The organism is Falsiphaeobacter marinintestinus (genome assembly GCF_007923355.1).
Taxonomy (GTDB): Bacteria; Pseudomonadota; Alphaproteobacteria; order Rhodobacterales; family Rhodobacteraceae; genus Phaeobacter_A; species Phaeobacter_A marinintestinus.
In genome coordinates this window covers 253,950-269,819 of sequence record NZ_VOGO01000005.1, presented here as the reverse complement: position 1 = coordinate 269,819, position 15,870 = coordinate 253,950, and the positions used below count along the sequence as shown (strand labels likewise).

Here is a 15,870-nt window from a genome sequence, read left to right as displayed (position 1 = left end):
ATGGACGACGGGTACATCACCGAGGACGGTCGTAAGATCGGCGGCGTGGTGATGGAAATGAAAAACATCACTCTGCGCTTTGGCGGTGTGGTGGCGATCAAGGATATCTCATTCGATATTCGCGAAGGCGAAATCCGCGCGATCATCGGCCCGAACGGGGCTGGGAAATCCTCGATGCTGAATGTGATTTCGGGGTTTTATATCCCGAGCGAGGGCGAAGTCTTTTATAAAGGCTCCAAACGCCCGCAGATGCGCCCTTTTGAAGTGGCGCGTCAGGGCATCGCCCGGACGTTCCAGAACATCGCGCTGTTCGAAGGCATGAGCGTTCTGGACAACGTCATGACTGGGCGGCTGAACCACATGCAGTCGAACCTGTTTCAGCAGGCGCTGTGGTCGGGCAAGGCCGAAAGGGAAGAGACCGCAAACCGCGAAGTGGCGGAAAAGGTCATCGATTTCCTCGAAATCCAGCACATCCGCAAAACACCCGTCTCGCGTCTGCCTTACGGCCTGAAAAAACGGGTCGAACTGGCCCGCGCGCTGGCCGCCGAACCGCAGCTTTTGCTACTGGACGAGCCGATGGCAGGCATGAACGTCGAAGAGAAAGAGGACATGTGCCGCTTCATTCTCGACGTGAATGACGAATTCGGCACCACGATCTGCCTGATCGAACACGATATGGGCGTGGTCATGGATCTGTCCGACCGCGTCGTCGTGATGGATTATGGCAAGAAGATCGGTGACGGCACACCCAACGAGGTGCGCAACAACCAGGAAGTTATCGACGCCTATCTGGGGGTTAGCCATGACTGATCGGTCGACGCAGCGGAAATTTTTCGACGAAAAATTTGGGGGTGAATGAGCCATGTCCGATCAACTGATCTATGCAATGGAAGTTACGCTGAACGGTCTGATGGCCGGCGTGCTTTATGCGCTTGTCGCTCTGGGATTTGTTCTGATCTACAAAGCCTCTGGCATCTTTAATTATGCACAGGGCGTGATGGCGCTGTTTGCCGCTATGACCCTTGTGGGCATCATGAACGGGCAGGTGCCGTTCTCACATCTGATCAACGCGATGTTCGGGACGCATATCCACCACTTTGGCTGGCACGTTCCGGCGCTGATTGCGATCATTCTGACCATCGGGGTTATGATCCTGCTGGCCTGGGCGGTGCAGTACTTTGTGATGCGCCACCTTGTGAACCAGGAACCGATCATCCTGTTCATGGCCACCATTGGTCTGGCCTATTTCCTGGAAGGCCTGTCTGACCTGATGTGGGGATCCGAGATCAAGAAACTGGATGTTGGCCTGCCGCAAGGCATCAACCTCTGGCTGGATGAGGTCACATTCAACATCTTCGGATACGGCTTCTTTGTCGATAATCTCGACATCGTCGCCACCGTGATCGCCGCGTTGCTGGTGGCCGCTCTGGTCGCATTCAGCCAGTACACCAAGCAGGGCCGCGCCATGCGGGCCGTGGCGGATGACCATCAGGCCGCGCTGTCGGTCGGTATCTCGCTGAACTATATCTGGGTGATGGTCTGGTCTGTTGCGGGTTTTGTCGCGCTGGTTGCGGGCATCGTCTGGGGCACAAAGTCGGGTGTGCAGTTTTCGCTGTCGCTGATCGCGCTCAAGGCGCTTCCGGTTCTCATGCTGGGCGGTTTCACCTCGATCCCGGGTGCCATTGTTGGCGGCCTGATCATCGGTGTGGGTGAAAAACTGTTCGACTTCCTGATCGGCCCGATGATCGGCGGCGCAACCGAAAACTGGTTCGCTTACGTGCTGGCTCTGGTGTTCCTCGTCTTCCGTCCACAAGGCCTGTTCGGCGAGAAGATCATCGAGAGGGTGTGACATGAGCAAGTTTGTCGCCATCGTCAACGTCATCGCCTGGTCCGGCTTCTGGGCCTTCGGGTACCTCGCATTGTCGGCAGATGTCGACAACTCCGGGCAGATGATCACCGCAGCCATTCTTGCCGCCCTCGGAGCCGGGCTGGGCATGGTCGCGTACTTCTGGCTGGTCCGCCATTCCGAGGCGACCGGCTACGCAAAGAAATCCAATCAACTTGACGCGGCCACACGCAACCGCGCGCAATCCCAAGGGAGCGTCTGAGCATGTTTTACCGTGAAGCAGGGGACTTCAAGACCTCCTACAAGCAGGACAACCAGACCTTTCCGATCAAATTCGATCGCTACCGCTATTATGTGGTTCTGGCCTTCGCGTTTCTGGTTATCCCGTTCATCATCAACGACTATTGGGCCAACGCGATCCTGTTGCCCTTCCTGATCTATGCAATCGCGGCCATCGGGCTGAACATTCTGGTTGGCTATTGCGGGCAGGTGTCGCTGGGCACCGGTGGTTTCATGGCCGTGGGCGCCTTTGCCTGCTATAAGCTGATGACCTCGTTTCCCGAAGTCAGCATGTTCATCCACATTCTGCTGGCAGGCGGGATCACCGCGCTTGTGGGGGTGCTGTTCGGGTTGCCAAGCTTACGGATCAAGGGCTTCTATCTGGCCGTGGCCACATTGGCGGCGCAGTTCTTCCTAGTCTGGTTGTTTAACCGGGTGCCGTGGTTCTACAACTATTCAGCGTCCGGTCAGATCAATTCGCCCGAACGCGACGTGTTCGGCATCATTATCACCGGCCCCAACGCGCCGGCCTGGGCGACCTATCTGTTCTGCCTGATCTTCCTGACAATCTGCGCGATTATTGCCCGCAACCTGACCCGCGGTACGATGGGTCGGACGTGGATGGGCATCCGCGACATGGACATTGCGGCCGAGATCATCGGGGTGAACCCGCTGACCGCCAAACTCAGTGCCTTTGCCGTCAGCTCCTTCTTCGTAGGGGTTTCGGGCGCGCTGTTCTTCTCGGTCTATCTGGGCGCGGTCGAAGTTGGCGAAGTCTTTGGCATCCAGAAATCGTTCCTGGTGCTGTTCATGATCATCATCGGCGGTCTGGGTTCGATCTTTGGCTCCTTTGCAGGCGCGGCATTCCTTGTGGTGCTGCCAGTGGCCCTGAAGGTTGTCGGCGTCGACTTGCTGGGATGGCCCACGGATATCGTTGCACACTTCCAGTTCGTGATCATCGGTGGACTGATCGTCATGTTCCTGATCATGGAACCGCACGGGCTTGCGCAACTGTGGCGCGTCGCCAAGGAAAAACTGAGACTCTGGCCGTTCCCGCACTAGACGGGGGCGCCTCGGGTATGGCGGGACCCTAAAGCCCGCCGAAAATCGAACATCGGAAAATACCAAGGGAGGAATGACTCGATGAAGACCAAACTGATGACCCTCGCGCTGGGCGCGATGATGGCCGCAGGGCCGGTGATGGCGGATCTCGTGTTCCCATCGCTCAGCTACCGGACTGGCCCCTACGCTGCGGGCGGCATTCCGTTTGCGGATGGCTATGCCGACTATTTCACCCTGCTGAACGAGCGGGATGGCGGTATCGGTGGCGTGCCGACCAAGCTGCTGGAATGCGAAACCGGCTACAACACCGAAAAAGGTGTCGAATGCTATGAATCGCTCAAGGGCGAAGGCGCTCTGGTGTTCCAACCGCTGTCGACCGGCATCACCTATCAGCTGATCCCGAAAACCACCGCTGACGATATCCCGATGCACACCATGGGTTATGGCCGGACATCGGCTGCCAATGGTGACGTGTTCAGCCACACATTCAACTATCCCGGCACCTACTGGAACGGCGCTTCTGGCGCGATCAACTATCTGCTGGAAATCAACGGCGGTGATATCAAGGGCAAAAAGATTGCTCTGGTCTATCACAACTCGGCCTACGGCAAAGAACCGATCCGAACGCTGGAAGAGCTGCAGAAGAAATACGGTTACGACCTCAGCTTGCTGCCCGTTGACCACCCCGGTCAGGAGCAGAAATCACAGTGGCTGCAGATCCGCCGCGAAAAGCCTGACTATGTCCTGATGTGGGGCTGGGGCGTGATGAACCAGGTTGCCATCCAGGAAGCTGCGAACATCCGTTTCCCGATGGAAAACTTCATCGGTATCTGGTGGTCGGGCGCAGAACACGACGTTCTTCCCGCAGGTGAAAAGGCCAACGGCTACAAGGCTCTGACCTTCCACAATGTTGGTCGCGACTTCCCGATTTTTGATGATATCAAGACACATGTCGTCGATACCGGTAAAGCCGCAGGTGCAGGCGATCAGATCGGCAACGTGCTGTATAACCGCGGTATGTATGCCGCGATGCTCGCCGCCGAAGCTGTGAAAACCGCTCAGGAAATCCACGGCACAGCACAGATCAATGCGTCGCAAATGCGCGATGGCATGGAAGCCCTGTCGATCACCGAAGAAAAGATGGCCGCCAATGGCATGCCCAACTTTGGTCCGTCCTTTGACGTGTCGTGCGAAAACCACGGTGGCCCCGGTCTTGTCGGTGTGACCCAGTGGGATGCCGCCAACCAGACATGGTCGATGATCTCGGACTTCCAGCCGACCGACATGGAAGTCATCGGTGCCCTGATCGCCGAAGATTCGGCAGCCTATGCGGCCGAAAACAAGATCGACTCGCAGTGCAACTAAGCGCTGGCTGACCTGACACCAGAGGCGGCGGTCCCGCCGCCTCTGACCCACCGCACAACCGGCCCGCTCGGTGCCGTATGAGAGAAAGACATCAGATGCTGGATGCCGGACAAACCCCTGAGACCGTACTTGAGGTCAATAACGTCGAGGTGATTTATAACCACGTCATCCTTGTGCTGAAGGGCGTGTCGCTGAAAGTGCCCAAGGGCGGTATCACCGCGCTTCTGGGCGGGAACGGCGCTGGCAAGACAACGACGCTGAAGGCCGTGTCGAACCTGCTGCATTCCGAACGCGGAGAAGTCACCAAAGGCTCCATCCTGTACCGCGGCAACCGGATTCAGGATCTTGATCCGGCAGCCTTGGTGAAGTCGGGCGTCATCCAGGTGATGGAAGGCCGCCATTGCTTTGAACACCTCACGGTCGAAGAGAACCTTCTGACCGGGTATTACACCCGCACCGAAGGAAAAGGCCAACAACAGGCCGATCTTGAAAAGGTGTACCAGTATTTCCCGCGCCTTAAGGAACGCCGCAAATCGCAAGCGGGCTATACCTCGGGTGGCGAACAACAGATGATCGCGATTGGCCGCGCGCTGATGGCCCAGCCTGAAACCATCCTGCTGGACGAACCGTCAATGGGCCTTGCCCCGCAGTTGGTCGAACAGATCTTCGGCATCGTGAAAGACCTGAACGAAAAGGAAGGCTATACCTTCCTGCTGGCCGAACAGAACACCAACGTCGCCCTGCGCTATGCGCATTACGGATACATTCTAGAATCGGGCCGTGTCGTGATGGACGGCCCGGCGGCCGAACTGCGCGAAAACCCGGACGTGAAAGAATTCTATCTCGGCATGTCCGAAGAGGGTCGAAAATCCTTCCGCGACGTCCGTTCGTATCGCCGCCGCAAGCGGTGGCTCAGCTAAAAGGGGCACCGTGCCCGGCAAAATCCAATCTGCGCCGTTCGTCTGCGGGCCACATATCAAGCAATCAGGAAAGCGCCCGGATAAGGGCTGCATCCGGAGGACCAAGCCATGACTGAGTTTTACGACGCGCTGGAAACGCGCAGTGCAGATGAACGGGCCGCAGATGTCGCGATTGCCCTCCCCGAACAGATCGCCCGCGCTGCTGCGCTAGCCGGGTATTCTGGTTCGCTTGGTGGCGTCGATGCCTCGGCCATCACATCGGCTGCTGATCTGGCCGCGCTTCCGGTTCTGCGCAAATCCGAACTCAGCAAGGCCCAGGGTGCGGATGCTCCGTTTGGCGGCTTCACCACGAAATCCGCCAGCGGTTTTGCCCATATCTTCCAGTCGCCGGGCCCGATCTATGAACCGGGCGGCAGCGATCATGACTGGTGGCGCATGGGCCGCTTCCTGCATGCCGTTGGTATCGGTGCGGGAGATATCGTCCAGAACTGTTTCGGCTATCACCTGACCCCGGCAGGCATGATTTTTGAAAGTGGTGCGCGCGCTGTTGGCGCTGCCGTTCTGCCCGCAGGCACGGGCCAGACCGAATTGCAGGTCACCGCGGCCCGCGACATCGGCACCACCGCTTATGCCGGCACGCCCGATTACCTCAAGATCATCCTCGACAAGGCGGATGAGCTTGGCGTCACGCTCAACATCACCAAGGCCGCTGTTGGTGGCGGGGCGCTGTTCCCGTCCTTGCGTCAGGAATACGCTGATCGCGGCATTACCTGTCTGCAATCATACGCCACCGCCGATTTGGGCAACATCGCCTATGAAAGCGCTGCGATGGAGGGGATGATCGTCGACGAACAGGTCATCGTTGAAATCGTCACCCCCGGCACCGGTAACCCGGTCGCCCCGGGTGAGGTCGGTGAAGTCGTCGTAACCTCGCTCAACCCTGATTATCCGCTGATCCGTTTCGCGACCGGCGATCTCAGCGCCGTCATGTCTGGTGAAAGCCCCTGTGGCCGTACCAACATGCGTATCAAGGGCTGGATGGGCCGCGCCGACCAGACCACCAAGATCAAGGGCATGTTCGTGCGCCCCGAACAGGTCGCCGCGCTGGTCGCCAAACATGACGAAATCGTCAAAGCCCGCGTGATCGCAACCCGTCAGGGTGAGATGGACGCGATGACCGTTCGGATCGAAGCCGACGGCCCCGATGAAACCGCCTATGCGAAATCCGTGGTCGAGGTCCTAAAGCTGAAGGCCGCGATCGAGGTTGTCGCCCCCGGCAGTCTGCCCAAAGACGGTCTGGTCATCGAAGACCAGCGCAAATACGACTGATCCCGGTGGTCGGGGTCAATGCCCGGCCACCATGTCAAATCCGCCAACGATCATCCGTTTGCCGTCAAACGGCATGGTCGCCCGATCCGGCGCCAGCCGGGGATCAGCCATGAAATTGCCCATTCCGGCATCGCGGGTGTCCTTGTCGGGCCAGATGATCCACGACAGGCAGACCGTTTCATCCGGCTGACACTTGACGGCCATCGGAAACGACGTGACCTCCCCTTCGGGCACATCATCCCCCCAGCAATCCACAACGTCCAACGCGCCGTATTCTTTCAGAATCGGTCCCATCATCTTTGAGAACGCGATGAACTCGTCTTTGCGGGCAGTCGGCACAGCGGCCACGAAACCGTCAACATAAGGCATTTGAAATCTCCTTGCGTGTCTGTCGAAACAACCCGACCTTATCACAGATCATGCCCCTCTGGCCTTCTGCTGTCTCAGCGTGGATAAAGGCGCAATCTCGTGACCAAAGCGGAGCGCGCACCCTTGGCGGATACGGTCGACTACGCGGCCCATGGTAGCCGAAAGAAAACAGCGGTCGGAACCCGGGTACTGGGTATTCTGGCGACGCTGGTCGCGCTGACCTGCCTGCTGCCCATGGTGGCGGTCGCGCTTGCAGCGATCACCGGCGGGACTGACACGGTCAAACACCTGCTCGATACGGTGATGCTGCGCTATACGATGACCTCGCTTGCGCTGGTGGCGATGGTGTCGATCGGAACCTTCGCGATAGGCGTTGGCGCGGCCTGGCTGGTCACCATGACCCGCTTCCCCGGCGCGCGGATCTTCGAGATCGCGCTGGTGCTGCCGCTGGCGATGCCCGCCTATGTTCTCGCCTATGCCTATACCTATGTGCTGGATCATCCGGGCATCGTTCAATCCACGCTCAGGGACGTGACCGGATGGGGGCCGCGCGACTATTGGTTCCCCGAAATTCGCACCACGGGGGGCGCGGCGGTGATGCTGATCCTCGTGCTGTACCCTTACGTCTACCTGCTGGCCCGCGCTGCGTTCCTGCAACAAAGTTCGGGTGCGTTTCTGGCCGCCCGTGCCCTTGGCCACGGCGCATGGTCTGCGTTCTTCCGGGTCAGCCTGCCTATGGCCCGCCCGGCGATCGCGGGCGGTGTCCTGTTGGCCGTGATGGAGACCATCGCTGATTTCGGAACCGTCGCCTATTTCGGTGTGCAGACCTTTGCCACCGGCATCTACACCAGTTGGTTTTCGATGGCCGACAGGGCCGGGGCCGCGCAGCTTGCGCTGTGCCTGCTCAGCTTCGCGCTTGTTCTGGCCGTGGCCGAGCGCAGCACACGAGGCAAGGCGCGCTATCATCATGCGGGCAAACAGGCGATCTCGATGCCGCCTGCCAATTTGCACGGCTGGCAGGCCATTACGGCAACCATCCTGTGCGCAACGCCGGTGATCCTTGGTTTCGTGCTGCCTGCGATCATCCTGTTCAACATGGGGCTCGCGTCCGAGCAGGACCTGCTTAGCCGCCGCTACATCGGGTTCATCCGCAATTCGATCACACTGGCTGCCACGGCCGCCGTCGTGACCCTGTTCGCAGCGATCTGCGTTGGGTTCTATCAGCGCCTGAAACCCGGCAAACGGTCTGCGACGACAGCTTACATTGCCCGCCTGGGATACGCCGTTCCGGGCGGTGTCATCGCCGTCGGCCTGATGGTGCCTTTTGCCGCCTTTGACAACGCGCTGGACGCCTGGATGAAGGCGTCGTTTGGGTTTGGCACCGGGCTGTTGGTCACCGGCTCGATCTGGCTTCTGATCGCCGCCTATATGGTCCGTTTCCTGGCCGCCGCCCTGGGCGCCTATGAGGGTGGCCAAAGCACGGTCCATGCAAATATGGACGCCGCCGCCCGCTCGCTGGGGCAATCCCCCATCGGAACCCTGCGCCGTGTGCATCTGCCGATTCTGACACCCAGCCTGCTGACCGCGCTGCTGATCGTCTTTGTCGATGTGATGAAGGAACTGCCGGCAACCCTGATCATGCGGCCGTTCAATTTCGATACGCTGGCGGTGCAGGCTTATCGGCTCGCCTCGGATGAACGCTTGGAAGGGGCCGCTGTGCCCTCGCTTGTGATCGCGGCGGTTGGGCTGATCCCGGTGATCCTGATCTGTCGTCAGGTGGGACGCCGATAGCCCCAAACAGAAAAGGGCGCAGATTGCTCTGCGCCCTGATCCAAAGCATGACAGGTAAGGCTTACTTCCAGCCGACCTGATCAAAGATCTTTTGTGCGGTCGGGATGTTCTTGGCCACATCCGCCAGCACCACATCGTCTGCCTTGAATTCACCCAGCAGCGCGACGGACGGGGCCAGCGCCACACCTTCCACAACCGGGAATTCATCGTTTCCGTTCGAGAAATAGACCTGCGCCTGTTCGCTCGCCAGATACTCAAGGAACTTGACGGCGTTGTCCTTGTTCGGCGCATGCGCCGCAACACCGCCACCGCTCAGGTTCATGTGCGCGCCGGTGCTGTCCTGATTCGGGAACACCCAGCCAACTATGTCGACGCTGTCAGACAAGCCTTTGACGTTCTTGCGGTGCGCCCGCGCAAAGTAATACGAATTCGACACCGAGATCTCGCATTCGCCGGACACGATGCCACGCAGCTGATCGGTGTCACCACCCTGTGGCGTGCGGGCCATGTTGTCGACGACGCCCTGCGCCCAGTCTCGTGCCGCGTCTTCTCCGGCGTGGGTCACGATCGACGCCAGCAGGGTCTGGTTGTACGAATTGCTCGACGATCGGATGCAAACAAGGCCTTTGTATTTCGGGTCCGCCAGATCGGCATAGGTCATCGGCGGCTCGGTTACATCGTTCTTGTCGAAAAAGATGATCCGTGCGCGCTGGCTGAATCCGAACCATTCGTTGTCGGTGTCCTGCAGGTTGGCGGGCACGCGCTCTTCCAGAATGGCGCTGTCAATTGCCTGCAGCACACCCATTTCCTTGGCGCGGGCCAGACGCGATGTATCAACCGTCAGCAGGATATCGGCGGGCGAATTTGCGCCTTCGGCCTGCATCCGCGCCAAAAGCTCGTCAGCCTTGCCTTCGATCCGGTTGATGGTGATTCCGGTGGCGTCTTCGAAATCCGAATACAGGCGTTCGTCGGTGTCATAGTGGCGCGACGAATAAAGGTTCAGCTCACCATCGGCCAGCGCGGCACCAGCGATGGTGGTTGCCAGCAGGGCGGCCAGGGCAGAGGTCATATGTGTCATCAGAGTGTTCCGTTTCAGATAGAGTTTATAATCCGACTGAAACAATCAGATAAAGAAAAACGCGCAGGGTGCAACCATTTTCTGAGTGATTTGCTAGGGTAATATGCGACGGCCCGGCCAACACGGCCCCCACAAACGAAAAAAGCCGCACCCGAGGGTGCGGCCTTTTCCAAATTTTTGACGCTCGGTGTCGTCTCAGCCCTGGCGGGCTTTGAACCGGGGCTGCGTCTTGTTGATCACATAGACGCGGCCTTTACGACGCACGATCCGGCAATCACGATGCCGGTTCTTCAGCGAGCGGAGCGAGTTCTTGACCTTCATGGCCTGTCTCCTGATCCTGTGGCGCGGGCCAGCGCCGGGTTACGCGGGTGTTCCGGAAAATCCGAAACAGTGATTCATGGTGGGCACTACAAGGTTCGAACTTGTGACCCCTTCGATGTCAACGAAGTGCTCTACCGCTGAGCTAAGCGCCCATGAAACCGGTTTGGATCTTGCCCCACAATCAAATGGGGCGCGGAATTCCGCGCCGGTAGAGGGGCTATAAAAGGTTGTGCGAGAGGGATCAAGGGCTTTTGACAATCGAAATCACACGGGTATGGTCGACCGGACGAGGAGACATGATGCCAGCCGCCGCTTTCCACCTTTCGCGCCCTCTGCAGCGCAGAACAAGTGTGATTTTTGCCTCACCCCACAGCGGTAGCGACTACACGCCTGCCTTTGTCAGGCAGTCCGTCCTCGATCGCCACACGATTCGCTCGTCAGAGGACGCATTTGTCGATCTTTTGTTCGAACCGGCCTCAGATTTTGGCGCGCCGTTCCTCAAAGCAGGCGCTCCGCGCGCCTATGTCGACTTGAATCGCAACGCGGATGAACTGGATCCGGCCCTGATCGAGGGCGCACGCCGCCACGGGCACAATCCACGCGTCGCCTCGGGTCTTGGGGTGATTCCCCGTGTTGTGGCAAATGGCCGGGCGATTTACAGCGGCAAACTCAGCATGGATGAGGCCAACAAGCGAATCGACCGCTATTGGCGTCCCTATCACGAGGCGCTGCAGCAGTTGATCGACGAATCAAACGTGATCTTTGGTCAGGCGATTCTGATCGATTGTCATTCCATGCCGCACGAGGCGCTGGATGGCGTCGCCCGTGGCAGCGGACGCCGTCCGCAGATCGTTCTGGGCGACCGGTTCGGGGCTGCCGCTGATTCTGACGTCGTCGAACGAATCGAAGCTGCGTTTTCCGCTGCCGGTCTGGTGGTCTCGCGCAACTCGCCCTTTGCCGGGGCGTTCATCACGCAGGCCTATGGTCGCCCGTCCCGCAATCAGCACGCGGTTCAGATCGAAATCGACCGATCCGTCTATATGGATGAACGGCGCATTCGCCCGAATCGCAATTTTGACGATTTCCGCAAGATCCTGCGCGGCGTCATCGCTGACATCGCCGACATTGGTCAGGGTGAAATGCCACTCGCTGCCGAATAACGGTTCGGGGCCGGATCAGTCCGGCCCCCCGTTCTGTTCAGCCAAATGTTGTTTTGACGGCGCGCACCGTCGCCGCAACCACGTGATCAACTTCGTCATGGGTCAGGCAGAAGGGCGGCGCAAAGCCCAGAATGTCGCCCTGTGGCATCGCCCGCGCGATCACCTTGTTCTGGTCAAGCAATGCGGCTGCGACCTGCGGACCGATCTTGTCGGCAGGATCGAAAAAGCTGCGGTCATCCCGGTCTTTCACGAATTCAACGGCACACAGCATGCCTTCGCCCCTGATGTCACCCACGTGAGGATGATCCGCCAGCGCATCGGCCATCGTCTTGTTCAGATAGCCCCCGACGTCACCGGCTTGCGTGACCAGGTCCAGCGAATCGATCAACTTCAGGTTGGCGACCCCCGCCGCTGCCCCGATGGGATGCGCCGAATAGGTCCAGCCATGCCCGATCGGGCCGTTTTCATCCGTGCCTTGCTCCAGCACCGTCCAGACCTTGTCCGACAGAATCGACCCCGACAAAGGCGCATAGGCCGAGGTCAGACCCTTGGCGATGGTGATGATATCAGGGCGCATCCCATAGTGATCCGATCCAAACATGGTCCCCAACCGGCCAAAACCGGTCACGACCTCATCCGCGATCAGCAGGATATCGTGGGCATCCAGCACGGCCTGAATGGCGGGCCAATATCCCTCGGGCGGCGGCACAATCCCCCCGGTTCCCAGAACCGGCTCGCCGATAAACGCGGCAATCGTATCCGCGCCTTCGCGCGCAATCAGCGCCTCCAGTTCGGCCACGCAATGGGTCACGAATTGTTGCTCGGACATATCCAGGTCATCGCGCCGGAAGTAATACGGCGCCTCGGTATGGATCACCTGGGTCAGCGGCAGGTCGAATTTCTTGTGGAACAGCTCCAACCCGGTTAGCGACCCGGTCATCAGGCCCGAGCCATGATATCCGCGCCAACGCGAGATGATCTTTTTCTTTTCCGGCCGGTCCAGAATGTTGTTCATGTACCAGACAAGTTTGATGTTCGTCTCATTCGCGTCCGACCCCGAAAGACCGAAATAGACCTTCGACATGTTGTTCGGCGCGCGGTCCAGAACCATCTTGGCCAGCGTGATCGATGCCTCGGTGCCGTGGCCCACATACGAATGATAATAGGCAAGTTCCTTGGCCTGATCGGCAATGGCATCGGCAATCTCAGGACGTCCATAGCCGACGTTTACGCAATACAGACCCGCGAAGGCATCCAGCAGGCGATTGCCATCGCGGTCTTCGATATGGCTTCCGGACCCGCCCGTTACGATACGCTGCGGGACGTTCCCGCGGGCAAATTCGGCCAGATGGGTCGAGGGGTGGAAAAAGTTTTCGCGATCCCATTGGTCAAGTTGATCATTTCTAAGCATGGCTCACCTCTTGGTCATGGCGGCGCGCCGCCTGATTACATGATTGGAGCCTGAAACGCGCTGTCCGAGCTTTTCAAAGCAACAGACCAAACGGGAAAGCTCCGCTCACCTCAGCAGCAGCGCGCAATGCCTTTATTGCCAAGTTGGAGTATCGTTAGCGGATTGACCGGGAAAATGAAAGCTTGGCCACCAGACGTGCACAGCCCCGCATCGACGGCCAGCCGCCAAACCCGTCCCTAACGCAGCGCACGGCCCTTGATGATGGCGTCATCCCCGAACTTCTGACGTATCTTGTCCGTCGCGCGTTCGGCTTCCGACCGCTTCCCGGCACCCGGGTCCAGCAGATCACCCGATTTATCCGCCTCGCTCTCGGGGCACAGATGCGACAGCCCGCAGCCCAGCAATCGGTAAGGCCCCTGATCTCCGACCTGGTCGAACAATTCGCGCGCGGTGCGATACACGGTATCGGCCATTTGCGTGGCGTCCCGCAGGGTGATCCGGCGTGTGATGGCCGAATGATCCGCCCGCTTCAGCTTCAATGTCACCACCCGGCCCGCCAGTTCCCGCGCCTTGGCTCGGTCGGCGACTTTTTCGGCCATCCGCCACAGGTGCCCGTCCAGAATGTCGATGCTGCTGGTGTCTTCAAAGAACGTGGTCTCGTTCGAGATCGACTTGATCGGCTCATGCGCCGACACCCGCCGCCGGTCCTGCCCGCGCGCCAGATGCCACAACCGTTCGCCCATCGACCCGAACCGGGCCGTCAGATCCGCCTTTTCCCACCGCAGCAGATCGCTGAACAGCCTGATCCCCACCTTGTCAAGCGACGCCTGCGCTGCTGGGCCAATCCCCCAGATCAGGCGTACGGGCTTATCATAAAGGAAATCGCCGGTTTCAGCCTTGCCGATCACCGAAAATCCGCGTGGTTTGTCCAGATCCGAGGCAACCTTTGCCAGAAACTTGTTATGCGACAGCCCAATTGATCCGGTCAGCCCCAGTTCATCCTTCATCCGTTTCACCAGTCCGGCCAGCATCACCGCAGGCGGCTGGCCATGCAGACGCTCGGTCCCGGTCAGATCCAGAAACGCTTCGTCCAGCGACAGCGGTTCAATCGCCGGGGTCAGTTCGTCCATCATCGCCCGGATCGCGCGCGACGCGTCGACATAAACGCTCATCCTTGGCTTGATCACCACCGCATCCGGGCACAGCTTCAGCGCCTGAAACATCGGCATCGCCGACTTTACCCCCCGGATCCGCGCCACATAGCAGGCGGTCGACACCACGCCACGCCGCCCACCACCGATAATCACCGGCTTATCCGCCAGGTCCGGATTGTCGCGCTTTTCGACCGAAGCATAGAACGCATCGCAATCCATATGCGCGATGGTCAGGTCAAACAGCTCGGGATGCGACAAAATTCGCGGGCTGCCGCAGTGCGGGCAGCGACGCCCGTTTTCAAGGCGGACAAGGCAATCTCGGCATAAGCTGGGCATGTTGCGCCGCAAAGTCGCGTTAGGGGCTTGGTTTACAACACCGACATTTACATATGAGAAGGGTGGGCCGCCAGTGCAGGAAAAGGAACAGGGTCAGATCGTATGGATTTTTCCGGCGCCAAACTTGCCCTGTTCTTGGGCTCGGATCTTCTGGTCATCCGACGTGATGACAAGCCGGATATCCCCTATCCGGGCCACTGGGATCTGCCGGGTGGCGGGCGCGAAGGCAATGAGACTCCTGAAACCTGCGCTTTGCGCGAAACCCGCGAAGAGGTCGGCCTGATCCTGACGCCATCCGATATCGTCTGGTCCAACAGCTATCTGCGCCCACGCGGAATTGTGTGGTTTTTCGCGGCGCATCTGCCCCTGGATCGGCAAAATGACGTGCAATTCGGATCAGAAGGGCAGGGGTGGCGGTTGATGGCGCCCGAAACCTATGTTGCCCACCCGCTGGCCGTCCCTCATTTTACGGATCAGCTGCGACATTATATGGATCAGGACGAATTCAGGCGCTCCACATAAAGACCCCCCGCGACTTTAGCGGGGGGGAGGTAACGAACCTCAGGAAGATAAAGGCCCGTTGGGGGGAGTGTTTCGGGTTCAACTGTCACGCAAATTTCATGATTATGAAAGACAGGAGTCTGCTTGTTGGGTAGCGCAACCTAAAGATGTGCTTTTTGCGGCACAGGTCAGTCAGACCGATGCCAGCTCATCCAGAATGGCCTGCACAGCCGCACGCGGGTCTTCGGCCTGCCAGACCGGACGCCCAACCACGATGTGGTCGGCTCCGTCGCGGATCGCATTGCCCGGTGTCGCGACGCGCTTCTGATCACCCAGAGCCGCACCGGCTGGGCGCACCCCGGGGGTAACAATTAAACGACCTTCGGCTTCGGGCATGGCACGGATCAGGCTGGCCTCCTGTGGTGACGCGATGACGCCATCGGCCCCAGCCGCAAAGGCGTGCCTGGCACGTTCCAGCACCAGATCGGGCAAATCGCCCGCCTTGATCAGGCTGGCGTCCAGATCGGCGCGATCCAAAGATGTCAGAATGGTCACGGCCAAGATCTTCAGATCCTTGCCAGCGGCGCCCTCTTTCGCTGCCCGCACAACATGCGGGTCGCCATGTACGGTCAGGAAATCCAGGTCAAACTGCGCCAACCCGCGTACGGCGGCTTCAACCGTGGCGCCAATGTCGAACAGCTTCATGTCAAGAAAGATGCGTTTGCCGAGTTCCTGCTTCAGCTCGTTGGCCAGCGCCAGTCCGCCGCCGGTCAGCATCCCCAGCCCGATTTTGTAAAACCCGACCGCATCGCCAAGTTTTTCGGCGATGGCCAGACCTTCCAGCGCATTGGGCACATCAAGGGCAACGATCAGGCGGTCGTCAGTCATAGCGCGTCTCCGGATTGGGGTCGCGGGCTTATAACTGGGGGTCGGGCGCGGAACAAGCCC

Annotated in this window: 16 protein-coding genes and 1 tRNA gene; 10 read left to right on the top strand and 7 right to left on the bottom strand. The window is 59.4% G+C overall.

Annotated elements, in window-relative coordinates:
* The 7 genes from FOY56_RS13185 (at position 1) to FOY56_RS13155 (ending at position 6,801) form a co-directional block, all read left to right on the top strand.
* The gene (locus FOY56_RS13185; RefSeq protein WP_146346400.1) at positions 1-810 is read left to right on the top strand and encodes an ABC transporter ATP-binding protein; all 810 of its coding nucleotides are present in this window, start codon (positions 1-3) and stop codon (positions 808-810) included.
* Between the two features lie 52 nt (positions 811-862).
* Entirely contained in the window at positions 863-1,849 is a 987-nt protein-coding gene (locus FOY56_RS13180; RefSeq protein ID WP_146346305.1) for a branched-chain amino acid ABC transporter permease, read from the top strand.
* A gap of 1 nt (position 1,850) precedes the next feature.
* Positions 1,851-2,108, top strand: a complete 258-nt coding sequence (locus FOY56_RS13175; RefSeq protein WP_146346304.1) for a hypothetical protein — start codon at positions 1,851-1,853, stop codon at positions 2,106-2,108.
* 2 nt (positions 2,109-2,110) lie between these two features.
* Positions 2,111-3,187, top strand: coding sequence for a branched-chain amino acid ABC transporter permease (locus tag FOY56_RS13170; protein WP_146346303.1), 1,077 nt, complete (start codon positions 2,111-2,113; stop codon positions 3,185-3,187).
* Positions 3,188-3,268: 81 nt separating this feature from the next.
* Positions 3,269-4,552, top strand: coding sequence for an ABC transporter substrate-binding protein (locus FOY56_RS13165; protein ID WP_146346302.1), 1,284 nt, complete (start codon positions 3,269-3,271; stop codon positions 4,550-4,552).
* Positions 4,553-4,647: 95 nt separating this feature from the next.
* Positions 4,648-5,472 (top strand): ABC transporter ATP-binding protein, encoded by an 825-nt coding sequence (locus tag FOY56_RS13160; RefSeq protein WP_146346301.1) that lies wholly within the window; start codon positions 4,648-4,650, stop codon positions 5,470-5,472.
* 108 nt (positions 5,473-5,580) lie between these two features.
* Positions 5,581-6,801 (top strand): phenylacetate--CoA ligase family protein, encoded by a 1,221-nt coding sequence (locus FOY56_RS13155; RefSeq protein WP_146346300.1) that lies wholly within the window; start codon positions 5,581-5,583, stop codon positions 6,799-6,801.
* Between the two features lie 15 nt (positions 6,802-6,816).
* Here FOY56_RS13155 and FOY56_RS13150 read toward each other — a convergent pair whose 3' ends face one another.
* The gene (locus FOY56_RS13150; RefSeq protein ID WP_146346299.1) at positions 6,817-7,170 is read right to left on the bottom strand and encodes a DUF1428 domain-containing protein; all 354 of its coding nucleotides are present in this window, start codon (positions 7,168-7,170) and stop codon (positions 6,817-6,819) included.
* Positions 7,171-7,404: 234 nt separating this feature from the next.
* Between FOY56_RS13150 and FOY56_RS13145 the strand changes: the two genes are divergently transcribed.
* Positions 7,405-8,961: an ABC transporter permease gene (locus FOY56_RS13145; RefSeq protein ID WP_246139484.1), complete on the top strand. Its 1,557-nt coding sequence runs from the start codon at positions 7,405-7,407 to the stop codon at positions 8,959-8,961.
* A gap of 61 nt (positions 8,962-9,022) precedes the next feature.
* On the opposite strand, the gene FOY56_RS13140 is transcribed toward FOY56_RS13145, so the two are convergent.
* From FOY56_RS13140 to FOY56_RS13130, 3 genes are all read right to left on the bottom strand, one after another.
* Entirely contained in the window at positions 9,023-10,039 is a 1,017-nt protein-coding gene (locus FOY56_RS13140; protein WP_146346298.1) for a Fe(3+) ABC transporter substrate-binding protein, read from the bottom strand.
* A 195-nt stretch (positions 10,040-10,234) separates the two neighbouring features.
* Positions 10,235-10,360, bottom strand: a complete 126-nt coding sequence (gene ykgO / locus FOY56_RS13135; protein WP_008205324.1) for a type B 50S ribosomal protein L36 — start codon at positions 10,358-10,360, stop codon at positions 10,235-10,237.
* 77 nt (positions 10,361-10,437) lie between these two features.
* Positions 10,438-10,512 (bottom strand) — tRNA-Val (locus tag FOY56_RS13130).
* A 147-nt stretch (positions 10,513-10,659) separates the two neighbouring features.
* On the opposite strand from FOY56_RS13130, the gene FOY56_RS13125 reads away from it, so the two are divergent.
* Positions 10,660-11,520, top strand: coding sequence for an N-formylglutamate amidohydrolase (locus FOY56_RS13125; protein ID WP_146346398.1), 861 nt, complete (start codon positions 10,660-10,662; stop codon positions 11,518-11,520).
* 37 nt (positions 11,521-11,557) lie between these two features.
* Here the strand turns inward: FOY56_RS13125 and FOY56_RS13120 are convergent, their stop codons facing one another.
* Together FOY56_RS13120 and FOY56_RS13115 are read right to left on the bottom strand one after the other, a co-directional pair.
* Entirely contained in the window at positions 11,558-12,931 is a 1,374-nt protein-coding gene (locus FOY56_RS13120) for an aspartate aminotransferase family protein (RefSeq protein ID WP_146346297.1), read from the bottom strand.
* Between the two features lie 236 nt (positions 12,932-13,167).
* Positions 13,168-14,421, bottom strand: a complete 1,254-nt coding sequence (locus FOY56_RS13115) for a DNA polymerase IV (protein WP_146346296.1) — start codon at positions 14,419-14,421, stop codon at positions 13,168-13,170.
* A gap of 102 nt (positions 14,422-14,523) precedes the next feature.
* Here FOY56_RS13115 and FOY56_RS13110 point away from each other — a divergent pair, with 102 nt between their 5' ends.
* Entirely contained in the window at positions 14,524-14,943 is a 420-nt protein-coding gene (locus FOY56_RS13110) for an NUDIX hydrolase (RefSeq protein ID WP_146346295.1), read from the top strand.
* A 171-nt stretch (positions 14,944-15,114) separates the two neighbouring features.
* On the opposite strand, the gene pyrF is transcribed toward FOY56_RS13110, so the two are convergent.
* Positions 15,115-15,810, bottom strand: a complete 696-nt coding sequence (gene pyrF / locus FOY56_RS13105; protein ID WP_146346294.1) for an orotidine-5'-phosphate decarboxylase — start codon at positions 15,808-15,810, stop codon at positions 15,115-15,117.
* Between the last annotated feature and the right edge of the window lie 60 nt (positions 15,811-15,870).

Coding starts and splice junctions, on each gene's coding strand:
- FOY56_RS13185 (WP_146346400.1), top strand. CDS start 1: ATGGACGACGGGTACATCACCGAGGACGGTCGTAAGATCGGCGGCGTG.
- FOY56_RS13180 (WP_146346305.1), top strand. CDS start 863: ATGTCCGATCAACTGATCTATGCAATGGAAGTTACGCTGAACGGTCTG.
- FOY56_RS13175 (WP_146346304.1), top strand. CDS start 1,851: ATGAGCAAGTTTGTCGCCATCGTCAACGTCATCGCCTGGTCCGGCTTC.
- FOY56_RS13170 (WP_146346303.1), top strand. CDS start 2,111: ATGTTTTACCGTGAAGCAGGGGACTTCAAGACCTCCTACAAGCAGGAC.
- FOY56_RS13165 (WP_146346302.1), top strand. CDS start 3,269: ATGAAGACCAAACTGATGACCCTCGCGCTGGGCGCGATGATGGCCGCA.
- FOY56_RS13160 (WP_146346301.1), top strand. CDS start 4,648: ATGCTGGATGCCGGACAAACCCCTGAGACCGTACTTGAGGTCAATAAC.
- FOY56_RS13155 (WP_146346300.1), top strand. CDS start 5,581: ATGACTGAGTTTTACGACGCGCTGGAAACGCGCAGTGCAGATGAACGG.
- FOY56_RS13150 (WP_146346299.1), bottom strand. CDS start 7,170: ATGCCTTATGTTGACGGTTTCGTGGCCGCTGTGCCGACTGCCCGCAAA.
- FOY56_RS13145 (WP_246139484.1), top strand. CDS start 7,405: ATGGTGGCGGTCGCGCTTGCAGCGATCACCGGCGGGACTGACACGGTC.
- FOY56_RS13140 (WP_146346298.1), bottom strand. CDS start 10,039: ATGACACATATGACCTCTGCCCTGGCCGCCCTGCTGGCAACCACCATC.
- ykgO (WP_008205324.1), bottom strand. CDS start 10,360: ATGAAGGTCAAGAACTCGCTCCGCTCGCTGAAGAACCGGCATCGTGAT.
- FOY56_RS13125 (WP_146346398.1), top strand. CDS start 10,660: ATGCCAGCCGCCGCTTTCCACCTTTCGCGCCCTCTGCAGCGCAGAACA.
- FOY56_RS13120 (WP_146346297.1), bottom strand. CDS start 12,931: ATGCTTAGAAATGATCAACTTGACCAATGGGATCGCGAAAACTTTTTC.
- FOY56_RS13115 (WP_146346296.1), bottom strand. CDS start 14,421: ATGCCCAGCTTATGCCGAGATTGCCTTGTCCGCCTTGAAAACGGGCGT.
- FOY56_RS13110 (WP_146346295.1), top strand. CDS start 14,524: ATGGATTTTTCCGGCGCCAAACTTGCCCTGTTCTTGGGCTCGGATCTT.
- pyrF (WP_146346294.1), bottom strand. CDS start 15,810: ATGACTGACGACCGCCTGATCGTTGCCCTTGATGTGCCCAATGCGCTG.